The organism is Shouchella oshimensis, from assembly GCF_004375095.1.
GTDB classification, from domain to species: Bacteria; Bacillota; Bacilli; order Bacillales; family Bacillaceae_D; genus Shouchella; species Shouchella oshimensis.
This window is the reverse complement of record NZ_SNUX01000003.1, coordinates 229,474-244,279: the sequence shown is the minus strand read 5'-3', so window position 1 is coordinate 244,279 and position 14,806 is coordinate 229,474. Positions and strand designations below refer to the sequence as shown.

Here is a 14,806-nt window from a genome sequence, read left to right as displayed (position 1 = left end):
AGGCTTTCATTAAGAAAGCCTCTTTTTATTACTAATCCGTTAGTTTATCAGCTAATAATGAGATCGGAACTCCTGCCAACTCCCTTTCACCTGTTCGATACCCCCAAGCAAAACGGCCATTCATATACGATACTTCGAATATTGTAACCCCATCAGTCATCCGATACGCTTGTCCAGGTTCAATGGATTCTGGGTCTACTAAATAAGACTGTGCAATCGTCTTTCTTCTTTCATAAACGGCAAATTCATTACTATTGCCTAACTGCTCAGCTTTTTTAGCTTTTTCGTTTAACATTGAAATTTCTAGCTTTAGCTCATATTCATCCATGTCACTAAATCGCTTTTCCATTTACTCAGACATTCCTCTCATTTGTTCATCTACGTACGCTTTACAATCGTCAAACGAAAAACCTTTTCGGTATAATGCTTGAATCATTTTCTGTTTTAACTCAAAAGGTTCAGTATATCTTTTTTTATAAGTCCGAAACAATTTTTCTCCTTGATACGCTAATGCTTCCCGCTCTTCTTCGTTGTTCTTTTCATCTGTAAATGTGCGTATTAGTTGGCTTATAGCCTCATAACTAAAGCCTTTCGTCATAAGCTGGGTTTGCCATTTTTTTAGTTGTTGCTGTTTTGAATCTTTAACGATACCCGATTTTCGATCTTGCTTGTCCTTCCACCGTTGAAGACGATTGATTTCCCATTCAACATCATACTCACTCAAAGCACTTTCTATATGTTTTTCAGCAACACCCTTTTCATAAAGTTGCTGCTTTAATTTAGTCGGTCCAATGAAACCCTGATTTACTTTTGATCGAACGAAAGCATGTGAAAACGCCAAATCATCGATCAATCCTTCCGAATTTAACCGCTGAATGGCTTGCGAGATATGGCTCTCTTCCCGCTCTTTCTTTACTAAATACTCTTTCATTTCTTTTTCAGAACGCATTCGGAAAGATAAATAATGAACGGCCAAGTGAAACGTCTTTTTTGCCTCGTCTGCTTCGGCAATTTCTTTCATAGCCGCTTCATCAAGCTCCATCCCTTTGCGCAGGTTATAGTTAATAAGGATGTCTTCATCAACACTAAATGAATAACGCTCTATTTGACGATCAAGTACATAAATATTGTATCGCTGCTTTGCCTTTTTTTGCACCGTAATCTTTGATATAGTCGGCAACAATCTCGCTCCTTTCTTTATTAGTCATGCCTTAACGTGTTATTCGTTACGGTAAAGGGTATAACAAAAACAAACAATTATAAAGGAGCTTAAAACATGAACATTGCTATTACTGGAGGTACGGGATTAGTTGGTCAAAAATTAACACACTATTTAGTCGAACAAGGACATTCCGTCACTATTTTAACGCGAAATGCAGCAAATAAGCAAAACAAAGAACACGTTTCCTATGTAGAATGGCTTCAGCCAGAGGCCACTCCTGCTGAGCATTTAGAAGGAACAGACGCATTTATTAATTTGGCAGGAGAATCAATCATGGGCAGGTGGACAGCATTAAAAAAAGAACGTATCCTCTCAAGCCGACTAGAAGCAACCACCGAACTCATTTCCATAATGAAACAACTGAAGAAAAAGCCCACTGTTTTAGTTAATGGTTCAGCTATGGGCTACTATGGCTATTCTGATACAAAACAATTTACAGAAGAGGATGAGCCAGCGAACACACCTTTTCTTGGTGAGGTAACCCAAAAGTGGGAAAATGCCGCATCCTTAGCCTCAGAATTTGGTATTCGAACAGTATATATGCGAATTGGCATTGTGTTCGATGAAGAAGGAGGCGCATTTCCGAAAATGCTTCTCCCCTACAAACTTTTTGTCGGCGGGAAAGTAGGATCAGGAAAACAATGGATGTCTTGGATTCATAGTAACGATTTAATTCGTTTATTCTTATTTGCTATTGAAAAAGAAGCGATCTCTGGTCCTTTAAATGCAACAGCCCCTCACCCGGTTCGCATGAATCAACTAAATCGAACCATTGCTCAAGTAATGAATCGTCCCCATTGGCTGCCTGCACCGTCTTTTGCTTTAAAGACTACTCTTGGCGAAATGAGTACGCTTATCCTTGATGGAGCCTACATCTTTCCTCGTAAAGCCATTCAACACGGTTTCACATTTCAGTACAACGAACTGGAAGTCGCACTCAAACAACTGTTAAACTAATGACAAAACGCATGGTTTCAGTCAATCCTGACACCATGCGCTAGTTTAATGAAGTAGCACTTTCTCGAACTTTATACTTTGTTCCTCAATACCAAGCTTCTTTAAGAACTGCTCTGCTTGCCTTAACGTATCAAGTGGATATTGAGTTTGACAAAGTTGTGTAGCTCTTCGAAGACTCTCTTGAAACTGCTTGTTTAATGCCAAGTCACGCTTTACATTATAAATTGCTTTTAAAACCTTTTCATCTCGCTCAAAGCTAACAAATCCCTCTGTTTGATTATAATATACAATAAGAGGTACGTGGGTATGGGGATGAATAATGTGTGTCTTGTATAACTGCATGACTCCTCACACTCCGTGGACGTTTTTCTTTTATCTTATGTAACGATTGTACCACGGTTAAAACAAATGCCTAGTTCAAATAAATATTGTTGTCCTCGCACCACTCCACTTTACCCCTTTACAATTAAAAATGATTCCTACTTTTCATTCTTCTTGCTACACTGTAGTCATACTATGTTTGAGGAAAGGGATACAGGATGAACACAAAACGTACGATCATGCTTTTACTGCTTGCACTTGGACCAACCCTCACTATGCTTTCTGTAACAATTGAGCTAGAGTGGCTTGCACGTACCGTCAGAGTAATCGGGGGAATTCTGTTTATGAACACCATCATTTTTTATCGAGAAATAAGAGCGTCTCTCCACAAAACTCTAGCAAAACGAAAAAAGACTCTCTAAGGAGTCTTTATATTATATAACGAAATGTAGTTTCTTTATCTATATAGTTAGAATGGTTTCACAGTCCTATTAAGTTCCGCCGGGTTGCGTCGGCCCGCCTTTTACTTCAACTAAATCAGGTGTAGTACCCGTTGTCAGTTGAGCAAACGGCGAACTTAGTAAAAATAACATCACAACGATGATACTTATCATTACCTTTTTTATACGCCAACACCTCTTTAAATTATACTATCTAGCTTTGTTGTGAAGAACGTTGCAAAGTAATTATTGCCACTTTGCTTCATTTCGCCGTAACCTTCAAACACATGATGTACATTTTTTGTACATAAACCTAAATAGAGCTTACCAAAAGGACTTAGTTGACTTTGACTTTTAAGCAACCGTAGTGCCTTATTCACCTCCCCTCGAACGTAATGTTGATGAGCAACTTCTTCTTCATCTCCACAGCTTAAACAGCGATCATGAATGACATTGTTAATACTCAACACAAATGCTATATCTTGTTCCATCTGTTCATGTTTCTTTGAATTTGCTTTTTTATAACAAGCTTGAGCCATCTCCAAATAACGAATAGCCAAATCAACAGAATGACCTTGATAGGCATGTCCAAGTAAGTGATTCGCACTAGCTACAATGAAATCCGAGGCTAGCGGGCTCTTAAGAATTTTATTCGCATTTTGTATTGCATCTTGAATATCCATGCGGTTATATAAACTATCATAAGCTCGTTGTAAATCATATTTAAGTAACAACGAATCTTTTAAAAACCCTTCTCGCAGTACATGTACTTTTCGATCTGTTCTCGCAAGAAAATTGTTCATATCGTAAAAATTATGTTTGAATGTTAAAGTAGATTCAATTAACTCCAGCTTTAACAGCGCTTCTGGTATGGTCACTTTTCCAAATAAGCTTCGGCATCTCTCCCATGCCATTTCTGGAGTCAGTAAACCTTTATCCCGCTCAAACCGGTATATGTCTATCCATTCCTTTACTTCGCCTTTATGGTCTTGATGAACAGATAACAAATCATCAAGCAAATCTCTCCTGTTAAAATTCGAAGCATATTCGAGGGAACTTAAAATACCAATTGGCTTCGTTAACGTCCGACAGTAATCATCCATTACATCTAAGTAATCTTCTTCTTCAATATAGCGAATAATAGCAAAGGAATTAGAAAACTGCAGATCTTTCTGACCTTTTTTATCCACAAACATAGAAATGAGCGGCTTCGAAATTCCTGTTGCTTTTGAGATGTCTACTTGCTTATTCCCTTCTATACTTAGATAATCGCTAACAAGTTGATATAGATAATTAGACAAGACAGACGCCCCTCTCTTCACTACGGTGACGTAGGATGTGATTAATGTTTATTATATAGCAACAACAAAAATATTGCTGTCGAAAAATAAAAGAATTTCTACTTTTTTAGCGTTTTTCTCTAGCCTCTTCTTAAAAGGAACCAGTTTCCTTATGATGACCTATCCTTCTCTAATTAGCGATAATGAATAAAAGCCCCTCTAACTTACGGTCATACAAATAAACCCTTAATGGTGCTACACCCCAAATGCTAGCTTGGCACTCTAACTTTTTAGGGGCAATACCAATAAGGGTTCTTTTTAACGTAAAAGCTCAAGTTTCTTTTTATGAAATTCTTCCTCTGTAATGATTCCATCGTCAAGTAATTCTTTAAATTTTTTAATTTCATCTGCTACTGAAAAAGCTGTTTCAGTAAGGGGTTTTTGATTAGATTTCCGTTCGCAAATAATATGAGCTTGTTCAAACAACTAAGGAGTCAATATGCTAGGCGTTAATCCAAGATGTCCATGTTCCACCAGTCTTTCTACGTTTTCTTAATCCAATGGAAGATTGTACAAATGGTGTAGCTATTTGCAAAGCATCATTATTTAACTGATAGTGATCAATCATCCAGGCTGTTTGTCCGGCAGGAACATTCATAGCGCCAGTTTGTCTGATCCAGTAGCGACCGTTCTCGCTTATTGCATTTGCATCTGTTAAAGCTTTGGATTGACTGTGGAATGTGCCTAGTGTCCCTTTTAAAGATGAAATCGTACCATCTGGTTGGACTCTAAAAACTGTTCGATCATTTTGATAATCGTACAAAGACAGAAATTCTTCTCGTAAATTCAGTTTCACTTTGCGGTTGTTCCCCTCCCACACTTCAATTCCTTGGGTTTTATAACCCTCCACTCCTCGAAGTTGTATAAAGCCCCTGTTATACTCATCAATTCGCTGTACCATAGACTCTACTTCTTGAAGGCGTTTAGAGATCCTGCCAACGTCAGATCCCAACGAGTGAAGATCTTGAGCCGAAACACCGTTCACTGGTTTTTGAATGTAAAAGAAATCAGGTACTTTTCTCTCCGTCATGCCATTATTATCGATTGACCGATTAACCATGGCACCTCTCACTATGGTTTGAGCGCTTCCACCGCCATCCAGTGTAAAAGCAAAAGCAACCTTCTCCTGCAACATAATTTCTGCTGACTCATGGGAAGTGAAGCCCCTATCAAAATTCGTACGACCATCTACAGTCAAAATGACAATATCTCCAGTAGTCTTTTGACCAAAAATTTGTGCGGGCTGAGGATTTTGATTATGCTCATAGTCATCATAAACAGTCTGGGGAAGTTTAGCACCATTTTCTATTAAAGGGATAAACCCAGTGACTGCATTCGTATAGCCCTCATTCAAAATTGTGGTTGCTGTAGTCTGAGGTCGAAATACTTTAAATAGATTGTTATCATTAAACGCAAGGATGTATCTAGCTTTATCTGTTCTTCTATCGGATAGAATTCTTCGATTAACAATATTGACTCCCGATAAAGTCATTTGAGTAGGGTGAAAAATACCTGCATTTAATGTAACTGTATTTGAGTTACGTTGTGCAAATGACCTTCCAGTTTCACCTGTTTGTGCGTTATTAGCTAACCCATGCTTGAGAGTGACCCCTTCTGAAACTTCGATTGTAGTTATATAATAAGTAGTACCGTTCTTTCTACCTTCTCTAGTTGTAACACCACTATAAAAAGCTGAATTTTCAATCTTGTTTTCACTGTTACTATACTGCATAGGTTTCCATCTCCTTTTTACATTGTTTCACTATACATAGAGAAATAAAGCAACAATAATCAAAGGTTGTTCATCATTTTTCTTAGTTTATAAGGTTTTACCCATTTATTTTGGTAGCTTCCATCTAATTTTGTATAGTTGTTCCATTAGGTTACATACATAAAAAGAGAACCACCTAAAAGGAAGTCCTCTTTATTGCTTTAGTATTGGAGAATCCCTTTGAAAAAGAAGTCTGCTTTCTTTTTGTTGTTGGGACAAAATCCAATTAGAACACTGTTATTTTAGTACTATTTAATCTATACGTCCTCGCAGTTGTTAACGTTCTTTCAAACCCGCATCAATTCTTGTGTGAAAAAATTCTTAGTTTTAGCACTCCTTATACGAGGTATGGATGGATATAACTTATTTTTAGGAGGATTAAAAATGTTCGCTAATAAGTGTTTTAGGAATGCCCTAGCAGTAGGTTTTGCAGTAGCCATTTTTTTAATGATTGTCTCAAGACTTAATTCACAATCAGTCCTCGGAATTATAGTCATTTCAACAGTCGTTTATTTCATTTGTTATGTCACATCACGTGAAAAAAACCGAACTGTTTTTAATAAAGAGTAGTGTTAAGGGAGGGGTTTAACCTACTCCCCTTAACTGCTTATTCTAATATTTTAACGTCCTTAAGTGTACGGATGAATAATCATTTATTTGAGGTTATCTTTTACCTCTACATACTGCTTTCTCATTCACTTCGGTGACTATTCATTCGTAGAGAACTGGTTCATTCATTTAGTTATTGCAGCTGGATTAACCGTTGATCTATGTGCTTTTCCTTTACTGTTTTAAAAAAAACATAGGAGGTACGCCCATGTATCGATTTAACAAATGGATTGACTCTTTTCTATTAGCTCTCGTGTGCGGTAGTGTTTACTTAACATTGAGCATAATTCACGATGATCAGGTTAAATGGCTAAATGCTTTAATAATTGCCACCTCTCTATTTCTTACATGGGCATTAGTCTTTCCTCGCCTTCGCGAAACAAGAAGTAAAACCAATACCAAAAAATAAGAGTAGCTCTAAGATGGGGACAATGACTAGAAACTCTTGTTTAGCAAAATCCTACCTTATAAAGATCTTCACGGGAAAACTCATTGTGGTTAAAATGTGGTCAATCGTTATTAGAATAGAGAAAAAACCCTGTATTTACAGGGTTAGCTCGGTTACACTTTCAACTTGTGCGGTCCATGGGAACATGTCGACAGGTTGAATGTTTTTGATTTTATAGCCTTTTTTCATCAGTTGTTCAATGTCTTTTGCAAGAGTGGATGGGTTGCACGAGACGTAAACCACTCGTTTGGGTCTTGCTTTTACAATTGATTGAAGAAGCTTCCCATCACATCCGCTTCGAGGAGGATCCACAATTACAACATCGGGTTTATAGCCTTCTTTTAGCCAGATTGGCATCCATTTTTCGGCTGTTCCTACTTCATAAGTCGCATGGATTCCGTGTTGCTTAGCATTCTTTCGTGCGTCAGCAATTGCTTCTTTCGTCGTGTCCATTCCTCGTAACTCTTTTGCATTCTTACCTACCCACTGTCCAATGGTTCCAACACCACAGTATGCATCAATTAGATTTTCTTTTCCTGTGAGTTTCGCTGCTTTTTTTGCTTCATTATAGAGCTTCACCGTTTGGGTAGGATTAAGCTGAAAGAATGCTCGTGCAGATAAATCAAAAGCAAACTCACCTAATCGTTCGTTAATCGTTTCTTCTCCATCTAAATGAAGAGTGTCTTCACCAAAGATAAGTGAAGTTCGCTCGTGATTTATGTTCTGCATAAAAGATGTGACTTGCGGTAGCTTCATTCGAACTTGCTCAATGAGTAATTCTTTTTTTGACAGCTCTTTTGTTCGTGTTACAAGTACTAGTTGCACTTGCCCTGTTTCGAATCCAACTCGCGTAACGATGGTTCGTACTTGTCCATTATGTTTTTTCTCATCATAAATCGGAATTGATAAGTCTTGTAAAATAGATTTTACTACTTGTGTTACGGCATTAAGCTCTTTATGCTGAACAAGACATTCCGATAAGTCAATGAGTTCGTGTGTCCCTTCTTTATACAAACCTGCCGCAACTTTTCCATTGGTCTTTCTCGTTTGTAATTGGCTTTTGTTACGGTAAAACCATGGATTGTCCATTCCAATCGTATCGTTTAACGGGAGTTTTTCTTCGCTTAACTTCGTATAGCGATAGAATGCTTGTGCCACAATGTCTTTTTTTCCACGCAACGTTGCGGCGTAATCCATATGCTGAAGCTGACATCCCCCGCATTCATTATAAATTGGACATGGAGGATCTTGACGTTCTTGTGAAACCTTTCGTAACTTCCGAACCTTTGCTTCAGTAAACCGTTGGCTTGCTTTCGTTACTTCAACAACGACTTCTTCTCCTGGTAATGCGTCTTTAACGAATACGACTTTCTTCTTGAAATACCCTACACCTTCACCATTAATACCTAAACGTTTAATTGTCAGTGGGAATCGTTGACCTTTTGTTAGTTGAATACTACTTTGTTCCTTGTCATTCATAAAAATTAAATTTTTTCCTCCTAATTAAAACCCTAATGTATTGCGCTTTTCTTTTACATAGTATAACAAATTTTTCTACCCTTCCTAAACTTTCTAATTCATCTTATGAAAACTTCTGATAAAATGGAGAAGTAATTGTGTTCGGAGGTGGTGATAAGTTGTCTATTCCTACGGATATAGCTTCTCTAAAAATTATGGCTCACGTTTACAAAAAACAAGACACAGATTATGTATTTGAAAAAACGGTTGAAAGCTTAGTTGAGACAGTACCTTATATTGACTGGGTTGGCATCTATATGTATGACGATTTAAACCATACACTTGTGGCCGCATCTTGCTTCAGTAATGATTTACGATGGGAATGTAATGGTGAATTAAAATTTCCAGTAAAGAATGCTGCTAGCACCGAAATTGGTATGATGATTGTACGGACAAAAGAATCGATTGCATTTGACGTAACCGATTTGTCAACGTTGGAAACCATCGCAAGCGCCATTGCTTACGATAGTCAAATGAATTAAAAAGGAGCTGCATTTGCGGCTCCTTTTTTTATGGTAATGGTTGGTTTAATGCTAAGTCATCTAGGCTTTTAAATGTATAACCTTGTTCTTCACAAGCATCAATAATATCCCCTAAGGCAGCTGCATTATCTGGTGAAACGGAATGAATAAGCATGACAGCTCCTGGATGAATTCGTTTCATCACTTGTTCAAATGCATACTCTTTGCCTCTTTGTTTATCGACTTCCCAGTCCTTATAAGCGAGCGACCAGAACACATTGGTATAGCCTAATTCTTTTGACAACATGAGTGTGCGTTCACTAAACTCCCCTCTAGGCGCTCTCAAATACTGCATGTGCGCTTCTCCAGTTATGGTTGTGAACATTTCTTTAACAGCATCCAACTCATCTTTAAGTTTGCTATCGTTTACCGTTGGCAAGCTCGGATGGTGGAAGGAGTGGTTTCCAACAATATGACCTTCGTCCACCATACGTTTCACTAAAGGTTCCGCTGTTTTTAAATAGTGCCCTGTTACAAAAAAAGCACCGGGAACATTTTTTTCTTTTAACACATCTAAAACTGTTTCTGTATAGCCATTCTCATAGCCGTTATCAAACGTTAAATAAAGTGTTTTTTCCTCTGTATTTCCAATATAATAACTGTCTGACTGCTTTAATAATGCTTTATACTTTTCCTCGGTGTCTGCTGGTGTATGAGTAGGCGCAGGCTTATAGCTCCAGTTATACTTGGTATTATCAAAAGCGTAAGCTGGCTTTACTGCTAATGCGATAAGTGCAAAGAATATAAGAATAAAAACCATCCATCTTTTCATTTCGTTCCTCCCGTTAAACTGTACTTTGATGTTAGTATGAGGTTCACCGGAAAAAACTATTCGATTTACACATCTTTCGTTTTTTTTCGACTTGCATGTTCACATACGCTATGGTTTGATTGGAATTGGTATGAATGAATATTGGAGGCACGTGCATGTTTAAATGGACAAATTTCTTTCGCGGCTTTGCAATGGGGGTTACTGAAACCGTTCCTGGCGTAAGCGCAAGTACAATCGCAATGTTAATGGGTATTTATGAAAAACTACTTGGCTCATTAAGCGACATTACAAAAGGAAACATAAAGCGAGCGCTAGGCTTTTTAATACCTTTAGGAATTGGAATGGTCTTCGCTTTACTTATTACTGCAAAATTTATTAAATACTTACTTGCAGAACATCCTATTCCAACAATGTTCTTATTTGTTGGTCTTGTAGTCGGTATCCTTCCTTTTTTATGGCGCTCAGCTCATGCGGAAACGAATAAACGATTTAAGCCTTATCATTATGTATTAATTGGGGTTTCATTCACGCTAATGGCTCTCACTAGCCTTATTGGTGAACCTGTAGAAACGGTCATTACTGACTTTAATGCTGGAACGTACATTTATTTGTTTTTTTCCGGTGTACTAGCAAGCATGGCCCTTGTTCTTCCTGGTATTAGTGGTGCATTAGTACTAATGGTGCTTGGCGCTTATTATACGGCTATTTCCGCTCTTGATTCGTTTCATATACCTGTGATTGCAGCGATTGGTTTAGGTGTAGCATTTGGTGTTTTATTTACAAGTAGAGTTATACGTTATTTCTTAAAAACGTACACGCAAGCTACTTATTCTATTATGTTAGGCCTTGTAGCAGGATCTATACTTGTTATTGCGCCATCCTCGTTACCGGATACCTTTTTATATGGCCTTGTTACATTTTTTACGTTCTTAGCCGGATTAGTCACTGCGTTGACTTTCGGACGAGCTGAACGTTCCTAGTGCTAAACAACTAAACGTTTAGCACTTTTTTGAATTGTTAATTTTTTTAAATAAAGTGTTTGACGTTCTTCTAAACTTCCCATAAAATATAAGTACTTAATAATGAGAGCGGGGTGATTCGATGGTGGAGAGTACAAAGTAGATAGAAAAACGATACATGCGTGCAATTATCGTTTGGAACTTCTCGTTTGCTTCCCAATCGAGTCGGGCTTCCGCTATTCTTGCGAAACCATCTACTTCACATAAAACACATTGTCATTGTACGCACTACGTTTACACATTTGGTAAAGAATATGCGTTAGCCTGTTGTTCCAAACTAGGAAGCTTTACAAGCCTATTTTTTGAACATTACAGGAGGTGACTCCCTCTTTACGAGGGGAATATTTGGACATACAACAGGGACTTAGCCTTATCGCTGTGGCGATATTAATTGGATTAACCGCATTTTTTGTGGCATCAGAATTTGCAATCGTAAAAATAAGAAGTACGCAGCTTGAACCACATTTAGAAGCTGGAAAGAGATCAGCGAAGTACGCCAAAAGGGTAACGACGCATTTAGATGAATATTTATCCGCTTGCCAACTCGGGATTACGATTACCGCCCTAGGAATTGGACGTTTAGCTGAACCAACGTTCGAGCAAATGCTCCATCCATTCTTTGAAGGGGTCGTACCGCCTGCAATGGTAACAACACTTGCTGTCGTTGTTTCATTTAGCTTTGCAACGTTCCTACACGTTGTTATCGGTGAACTTGCACCTAAGACGATTGCAATCCAACGAGCAGAACAAGTCACTCTTTTAATTGCCCGTCCACTCGTCTGGTTCTATCGCTTACTCTATCCTTTTATCTGGGTTTTAAACGGATCTGCTCGGATCTTAATACGCCTTTTAGGCTTTAAACCAATGTCAGAGCATGAAGTAACCCATTCCGAAGAAGAGCTGCGCCTAATTATTTCTGATAGTTACAAAGGTGGGGAAATTAATCAGTCTGAGTTTAAGTATGTTAGCAAAATCTTTGACTTTGATAACAGGTTGGCCAAAGAAATTATGGTTCCACGAACTGAAATTTCTGCCGTCTCAATAGAAGATAGTTTAGACGACAATTTAGCCATTATGCGTGAAGAGAAATTTACACGCTATCCAGTAGTAAACGGTGATAAAGACAACATTTTGGGCATTGTTAACGTTCGTGAAGTGCTAACAGATATTGTCTCCCCAGCCATTACTGAAGAAATAAAATTGGAAAATTATATTCGCCCCGTCATTAACGTAATTGAATCGATTCCAGTCAACGACCTTCTTGTAGAAATGCAAAAGAAACAGACGCATATGGCGATTCTTTTTGATGAGTACGGTGGCACTGCTGGATTGATAACGGCTGAAGATATTATTGAAGAAATTGTTGGCGAAATTAGAGACGAATTCGATGTGGAAGAAGACCCTCTTATTCGTACCATTAATGAAGATCATTATCTTTTAGATGGTAAGACACTAATCTCTGATGTTAATAAATTGCTTCATGTTGAACTAAACGAAGATGAAGTCGATACAATTGGTGGTTGGGTACTTACAGAAAAGTACGACATTGAAGTCGGTGAAACCATGATCTTTAACGACTATGCGTTTACAGTAAAAGCCTTTGATGGTCACCAAATTAAATTAGTAGAAGTATTGAAGCGATCCGATGAACAAGACATTGAGGATCACTTTCAAGCTTATGGTACTTCTTAAGAAACGAAGGAAAGACGCATACCGCTATTGTATGCGTCTTTTATTTTATAAAATTCCTTTTCGTGCTTGATGGTCAGCTTTCACTGCTTCTAAATGAGCCGTTCGGTTTGTGTAGTCGATATAAAAACGATTGGATTCAAGATCCCATTCAACAAGGCTGACGCTTGTATTGCCAATCACAAATGGGCGATTTGCCCCTCCCCACTGTTTACCAACAATTAAATACGTGAGTACCATGCTAATAAAACCACCGTGAGAAACGAGTACAACCGATTCGTCGTTTTTATGCTTCTCTTTTAGTAGAGAAAATAATTGTTCACAGCGTTCACTGAGGTCGTCTGTTGTTTCAGCACCCTCTATATCAGCACCAACAAGCGGTTTTCCTTTTAAATGAGGATATTCTGTATAAATGTCTTCTCGTGTTTTACCTTGTATGGAACCTAGATGTACTTCTCGTAATAGAGTCGTTTCCTTTAACGGTTGAGTAAGCTTTTGCGTAATCGCTTGTGCAGTATGAAGAGCACGGGTCAAATCACTTGTATAAATTTGATTAACTGGTATTGATCGCGTGAATTCAGCCACTGCCTCTGCTTGTCTTTCTCCGAGCTTACTTAATGGAAAATTCATCGTTCCTTGAATTTTCCCCTGTTTATTTCCTTCAGACTCTCCATGACGAATAAAATATAGCTTCATAGTTACCGCCTCCTTCTTAAGCGTTTGGCCAGTCTCTACGAAATTGTTGACATTTTACCTCGATATCGTCAATCATTTTCAAAATCGAATCGAGCTCTTCAACGCTAGCAGAATCAGCATCCATTCCTTCAATAACAGATGCTACTAATTCGAAGCGCTTTTGTAAATAATCAAGTTGTTCATTCTTTGTTGATACGGCACGGCCCATTTTATCTCTCCTTTTAACTTACATGCAATGGCTTAAGTTTAACAAAGTATGCATATACTCTCAAACAGTCTTTTGTTTCTTGACAAGATACGATAAGATAGACGTTGGAGTAAAGGAGTATGATTTTAATGATTACAAACTATTCTACAAGCATCACACCAAAAAACGACCCTTGGGAAGCGTACATCGATGTAGCTGAAACAGGACAACTTTCATTAACAAATATAGAAATAACCACGACTACTTTATGTAATATGAGATGTGAACATTGTGCTGTTGGCTATACACTATCTCCAAAAGATCCTGAAGCACTTCCATTAGAATTAATTATCCAACGACTCGACGAAATTCCTACGCTTCGCGCATTTAGCATTACTGGTGGCGAACCGATGATGTCTATGAAGTCCGTTCGAGAATACGTTGTTCCGCTTTTAAAATACGCTCATGAACGTGGAGCAAGAACGCAAATTAACTCCAATTTAACCATGCCATTAGAGCGTTATGATCTTATTATCCCTTATTTAGATGTTCTACATATTTCACACAACTATGGGAGTGTTGATGACTTTCATCTTATTGGATTTGCTCATGCTGAGCGGAAGCCCGGAGAAAAGCAACGTGAAGCTATGTTTAACCGAATGATTGATAATGCGAAGTCATTAACGTCTAGAGGGGTATTGGTATCAGCAGAAACAATGATTAACAAACGAACATTGCCTCATTTGGAATCCATTCATAAACAAATTGTTGAAATGGGTTGTCAGCGCCATGAAGTTCACCCAATGTACCCAAGCGACTTTGCATCTGCATTAGAGACTGCTTCCCTAAGTGAGATTCGCAAAGGCATTCATCGCCTTTTAGACCATCGAGATCCGAATGTATGGATGTTGTTTGGAACATTGCCATTTTATCCTTGTTCCGATAACCAAGATGATCTTGATTTACAAAGACGATTGTATGGAGAAGAGAACGTGACGGTTCGAAATGACCCTGATGGGCGATCTCGACTAAATATTAACTTATTCTCTGGAGATATTATTGTTACTGATTTTGGGGATGCGCCTGATTTGGGTAACATACAGCATACCTCATTACCAGACGCTTATAGAATTTGGCAGACCTCTTCGTTAAATGAGGGGATATCTTGTCATTGTCCAGCTGTAAAATGTCTTGGACCAAACTTACTTGTCCGTGACGCTTATTACAGTGACATTGACTTTACAAAAAAAAGTTCAAATCTATAGCTTAAAAAAAGAAGTCCACATTGCGTGAACT

At 38.1% G+C, this 14,806-nt stretch carries 18 protein-coding genes; 8 read left to right on the top strand and 10 right to left on the bottom strand.

The window, feature by feature from the left end; translation table 11 throughout:
• Positions 1-31: 31 nt before the first annotated feature.
• Positions 32-349 carry a YfhH family protein gene (locus tag E2L03_RS11935; RefSeq protein WP_038478347.1) on the bottom strand — a complete coding sequence of 106 codons (318 nt, stop codon included), beginning with the start codon at positions 347-349 and terminating at the stop codon, positions 32-34.
• Positions 350-1,180: a recombination regulator RecX gene (gene recX, locus E2L03_RS11930; RefSeq protein ID WP_197196467.1), complete on the bottom strand. Its 831-nt coding sequence runs from the start codon at positions 1,178-1,180 to the stop codon at positions 350-352. It abuts the gene before it with no gap.
• Positions 1,181-1,276: 96 nt separating this feature from the next.
• On the opposite strand from recX, the gene E2L03_RS11925 reads away from it, so the two are divergent.
• Positions 1,277-2,179 carry a TIGR01777 family oxidoreductase gene (locus tag E2L03_RS11925; RefSeq protein WP_134259272.1) on the top strand — a complete coding sequence of 301 codons (903 nt, stop codon included), beginning with the start codon at positions 1,277-1,279 and terminating at the stop codon, positions 2,177-2,179.
• A 45-nt stretch (positions 2,180-2,224) separates the two neighbouring features.
• Here the strand turns inward: E2L03_RS11925 and E2L03_RS11920 are convergent, their stop codons facing one another.
• A complete protein-coding gene (locus E2L03_RS11920; protein ID WP_035395575.1) occupies positions 2,225-2,521 on the bottom strand; it encodes a hypothetical protein in 297 nt (98 codons plus the stop codon).
• Between the two features lie 197 nt (positions 2,522-2,718).
• Between E2L03_RS11920 and E2L03_RS11915 the strand changes: the two genes are divergently transcribed.
• On the top strand, positions 2,719-2,922 hold the full coding sequence (locus E2L03_RS11915) for a hypothetical protein (protein ID WP_134259271.1): 204 nt from the start codon (positions 2,719-2,721) through the stop codon (positions 2,920-2,922).
• A gap of 218 nt (positions 2,923-3,140) precedes the next feature.
• On the opposite strand, the gene E2L03_RS11910 is transcribed toward E2L03_RS11915, so the two are convergent.
• The 3 genes from E2L03_RS11910 to E2L03_RS11900 all read right to left on the bottom strand — a co-directional run bounded on the left by E2L03_RS11910 (position 3,141) and on the right by E2L03_RS11900 (position 6,012).
• Positions 3,141-4,241, bottom strand: a complete 1,101-nt coding sequence (locus E2L03_RS11910; protein WP_055735123.1) for an AimR family lysis-lysogeny pheromone receptor — start codon at positions 4,239-4,241, stop codon at positions 3,141-3,143.
• Between the two features lie 297 nt (positions 4,242-4,538).
• On the bottom strand, positions 4,539-4,706 hold the full coding sequence (locus tag E2L03_RS11905; RefSeq protein ID WP_197196468.1) for an SHOCT domain-containing protein: 168 nt from the start codon (positions 4,704-4,706) through the stop codon (positions 4,539-4,541).
• Between the two features lie 16 nt (positions 4,707-4,722).
• A complete protein-coding gene (locus E2L03_RS11900; protein ID WP_124741704.1) occupies positions 4,723-6,012 on the bottom strand; it encodes a phosphodiester glycosidase family protein in 1,290 nt (429 codons plus the stop codon).
• Between the two features lie 423 nt (positions 6,013-6,435).
• Between E2L03_RS11900 and E2L03_RS11895 the strand changes: the two genes are divergently transcribed.
• Together E2L03_RS11895 and E2L03_RS11890 are read left to right on the top strand one after the other, a co-directional pair.
• Positions 6,436-6,621, top strand: a complete 186-nt coding sequence (locus tag E2L03_RS11895; protein ID WP_134259270.1) for a hypothetical protein — start codon at positions 6,436-6,438, stop codon at positions 6,619-6,621.
• 247 nt (positions 6,622-6,868) lie between these two features.
• Positions 6,869-7,069, top strand: coding sequence for a hypothetical protein (locus tag E2L03_RS11890; RefSeq protein WP_055735126.1), 201 nt, complete (start codon positions 6,869-6,871; stop codon positions 7,067-7,069).
• Positions 7,070-7,204: 135 nt separating this feature from the next.
• Here E2L03_RS11890 and rlmD read toward each other — a convergent pair whose 3' ends face one another.
• Entirely contained in the window at positions 7,205-8,587 is a 1,383-nt protein-coding gene (gene rlmD / locus E2L03_RS11885) for a 23S rRNA (uracil(1939)-C(5))-methyltransferase RlmD (protein WP_038478326.1), read from the bottom strand.
• 158 nt (positions 8,588-8,745) lie between these two features.
• On the opposite strand from rlmD, the gene E2L03_RS11880 reads away from it, so the two are divergent.
• On the top strand, positions 8,746-9,108 hold the full coding sequence (locus E2L03_RS11880; RefSeq protein ID WP_038485416.1) for a hypothetical protein: 363 nt from the start codon (positions 8,746-8,748) through the stop codon (positions 9,106-9,108).
• 28 nt (positions 9,109-9,136) lie between these two features.
• On the opposite strand, the gene pdaA is transcribed toward E2L03_RS11880, so the two are convergent.
• Positions 9,137-9,919 (bottom strand): delta-lactam-biosynthetic de-N-acetylase, encoded by a 783-nt coding sequence (pdaA, locus tag E2L03_RS11875; protein WP_197196469.1) that lies wholly within the window; start codon positions 9,917-9,919, stop codon positions 9,137-9,139.
• A gap of 155 nt (positions 9,920-10,074) precedes the next feature.
• On the opposite strand from pdaA, the gene E2L03_RS11870 reads away from it, so the two are divergent.
• Both E2L03_RS11870 and E2L03_RS11865 read left to right on the top strand, forming a co-directional pair.
• Positions 10,075-10,899 carry a DUF368 domain-containing protein gene (locus E2L03_RS11870; RefSeq protein ID WP_095149882.1) on the top strand — a complete coding sequence of 275 codons (825 nt, stop codon included), beginning with the start codon at positions 10,075-10,077 and terminating at the stop codon, positions 10,897-10,899.
• Positions 10,900-11,283: 384 nt separating this feature from the next.
• Entirely contained in the window at positions 11,284-12,630 is a 1,347-nt protein-coding gene (locus E2L03_RS11865) for a hemolysin family protein (protein ID WP_038478319.1), read from the top strand.
• 45 nt (positions 12,631-12,675) lie between these two features.
• Here the strand turns inward: E2L03_RS11865 and E2L03_RS11860 are convergent, their stop codons facing one another.
• Complete coding sequence (locus tag E2L03_RS11860; RefSeq protein ID WP_134259269.1) at positions 12,676-13,323, bottom strand: histidine phosphatase family protein; 648 nt, start codon at positions 13,321-13,323, stop codon at positions 12,676-12,678.
• A gap of 16 nt (positions 13,324-13,339) precedes the next feature.
• Positions 13,340-13,531 carry an SE1561 family protein gene (locus E2L03_RS11855; RefSeq protein ID WP_038478313.1) on the bottom strand — a complete coding sequence of 64 codons (192 nt, stop codon included), beginning with the start codon at positions 13,529-13,531 and terminating at the stop codon, positions 13,340-13,342.
• A 128-nt stretch (positions 13,532-13,659) separates the two neighbouring features.
• Between E2L03_RS11855 and yfkAB the strand changes: the two genes are divergently transcribed.
• Positions 13,660-14,775: a radical SAM/CxCxxxxC motif protein YfkAB gene (gene yfkAB / locus E2L03_RS11850; protein ID WP_038478310.1), complete on the top strand. Its 1,116-nt coding sequence runs from the start codon at positions 13,660-13,662 to the stop codon at positions 14,773-14,775.
• The last annotated feature ends 31 nt before the right edge of the window (positions 14,776-14,806 follow it).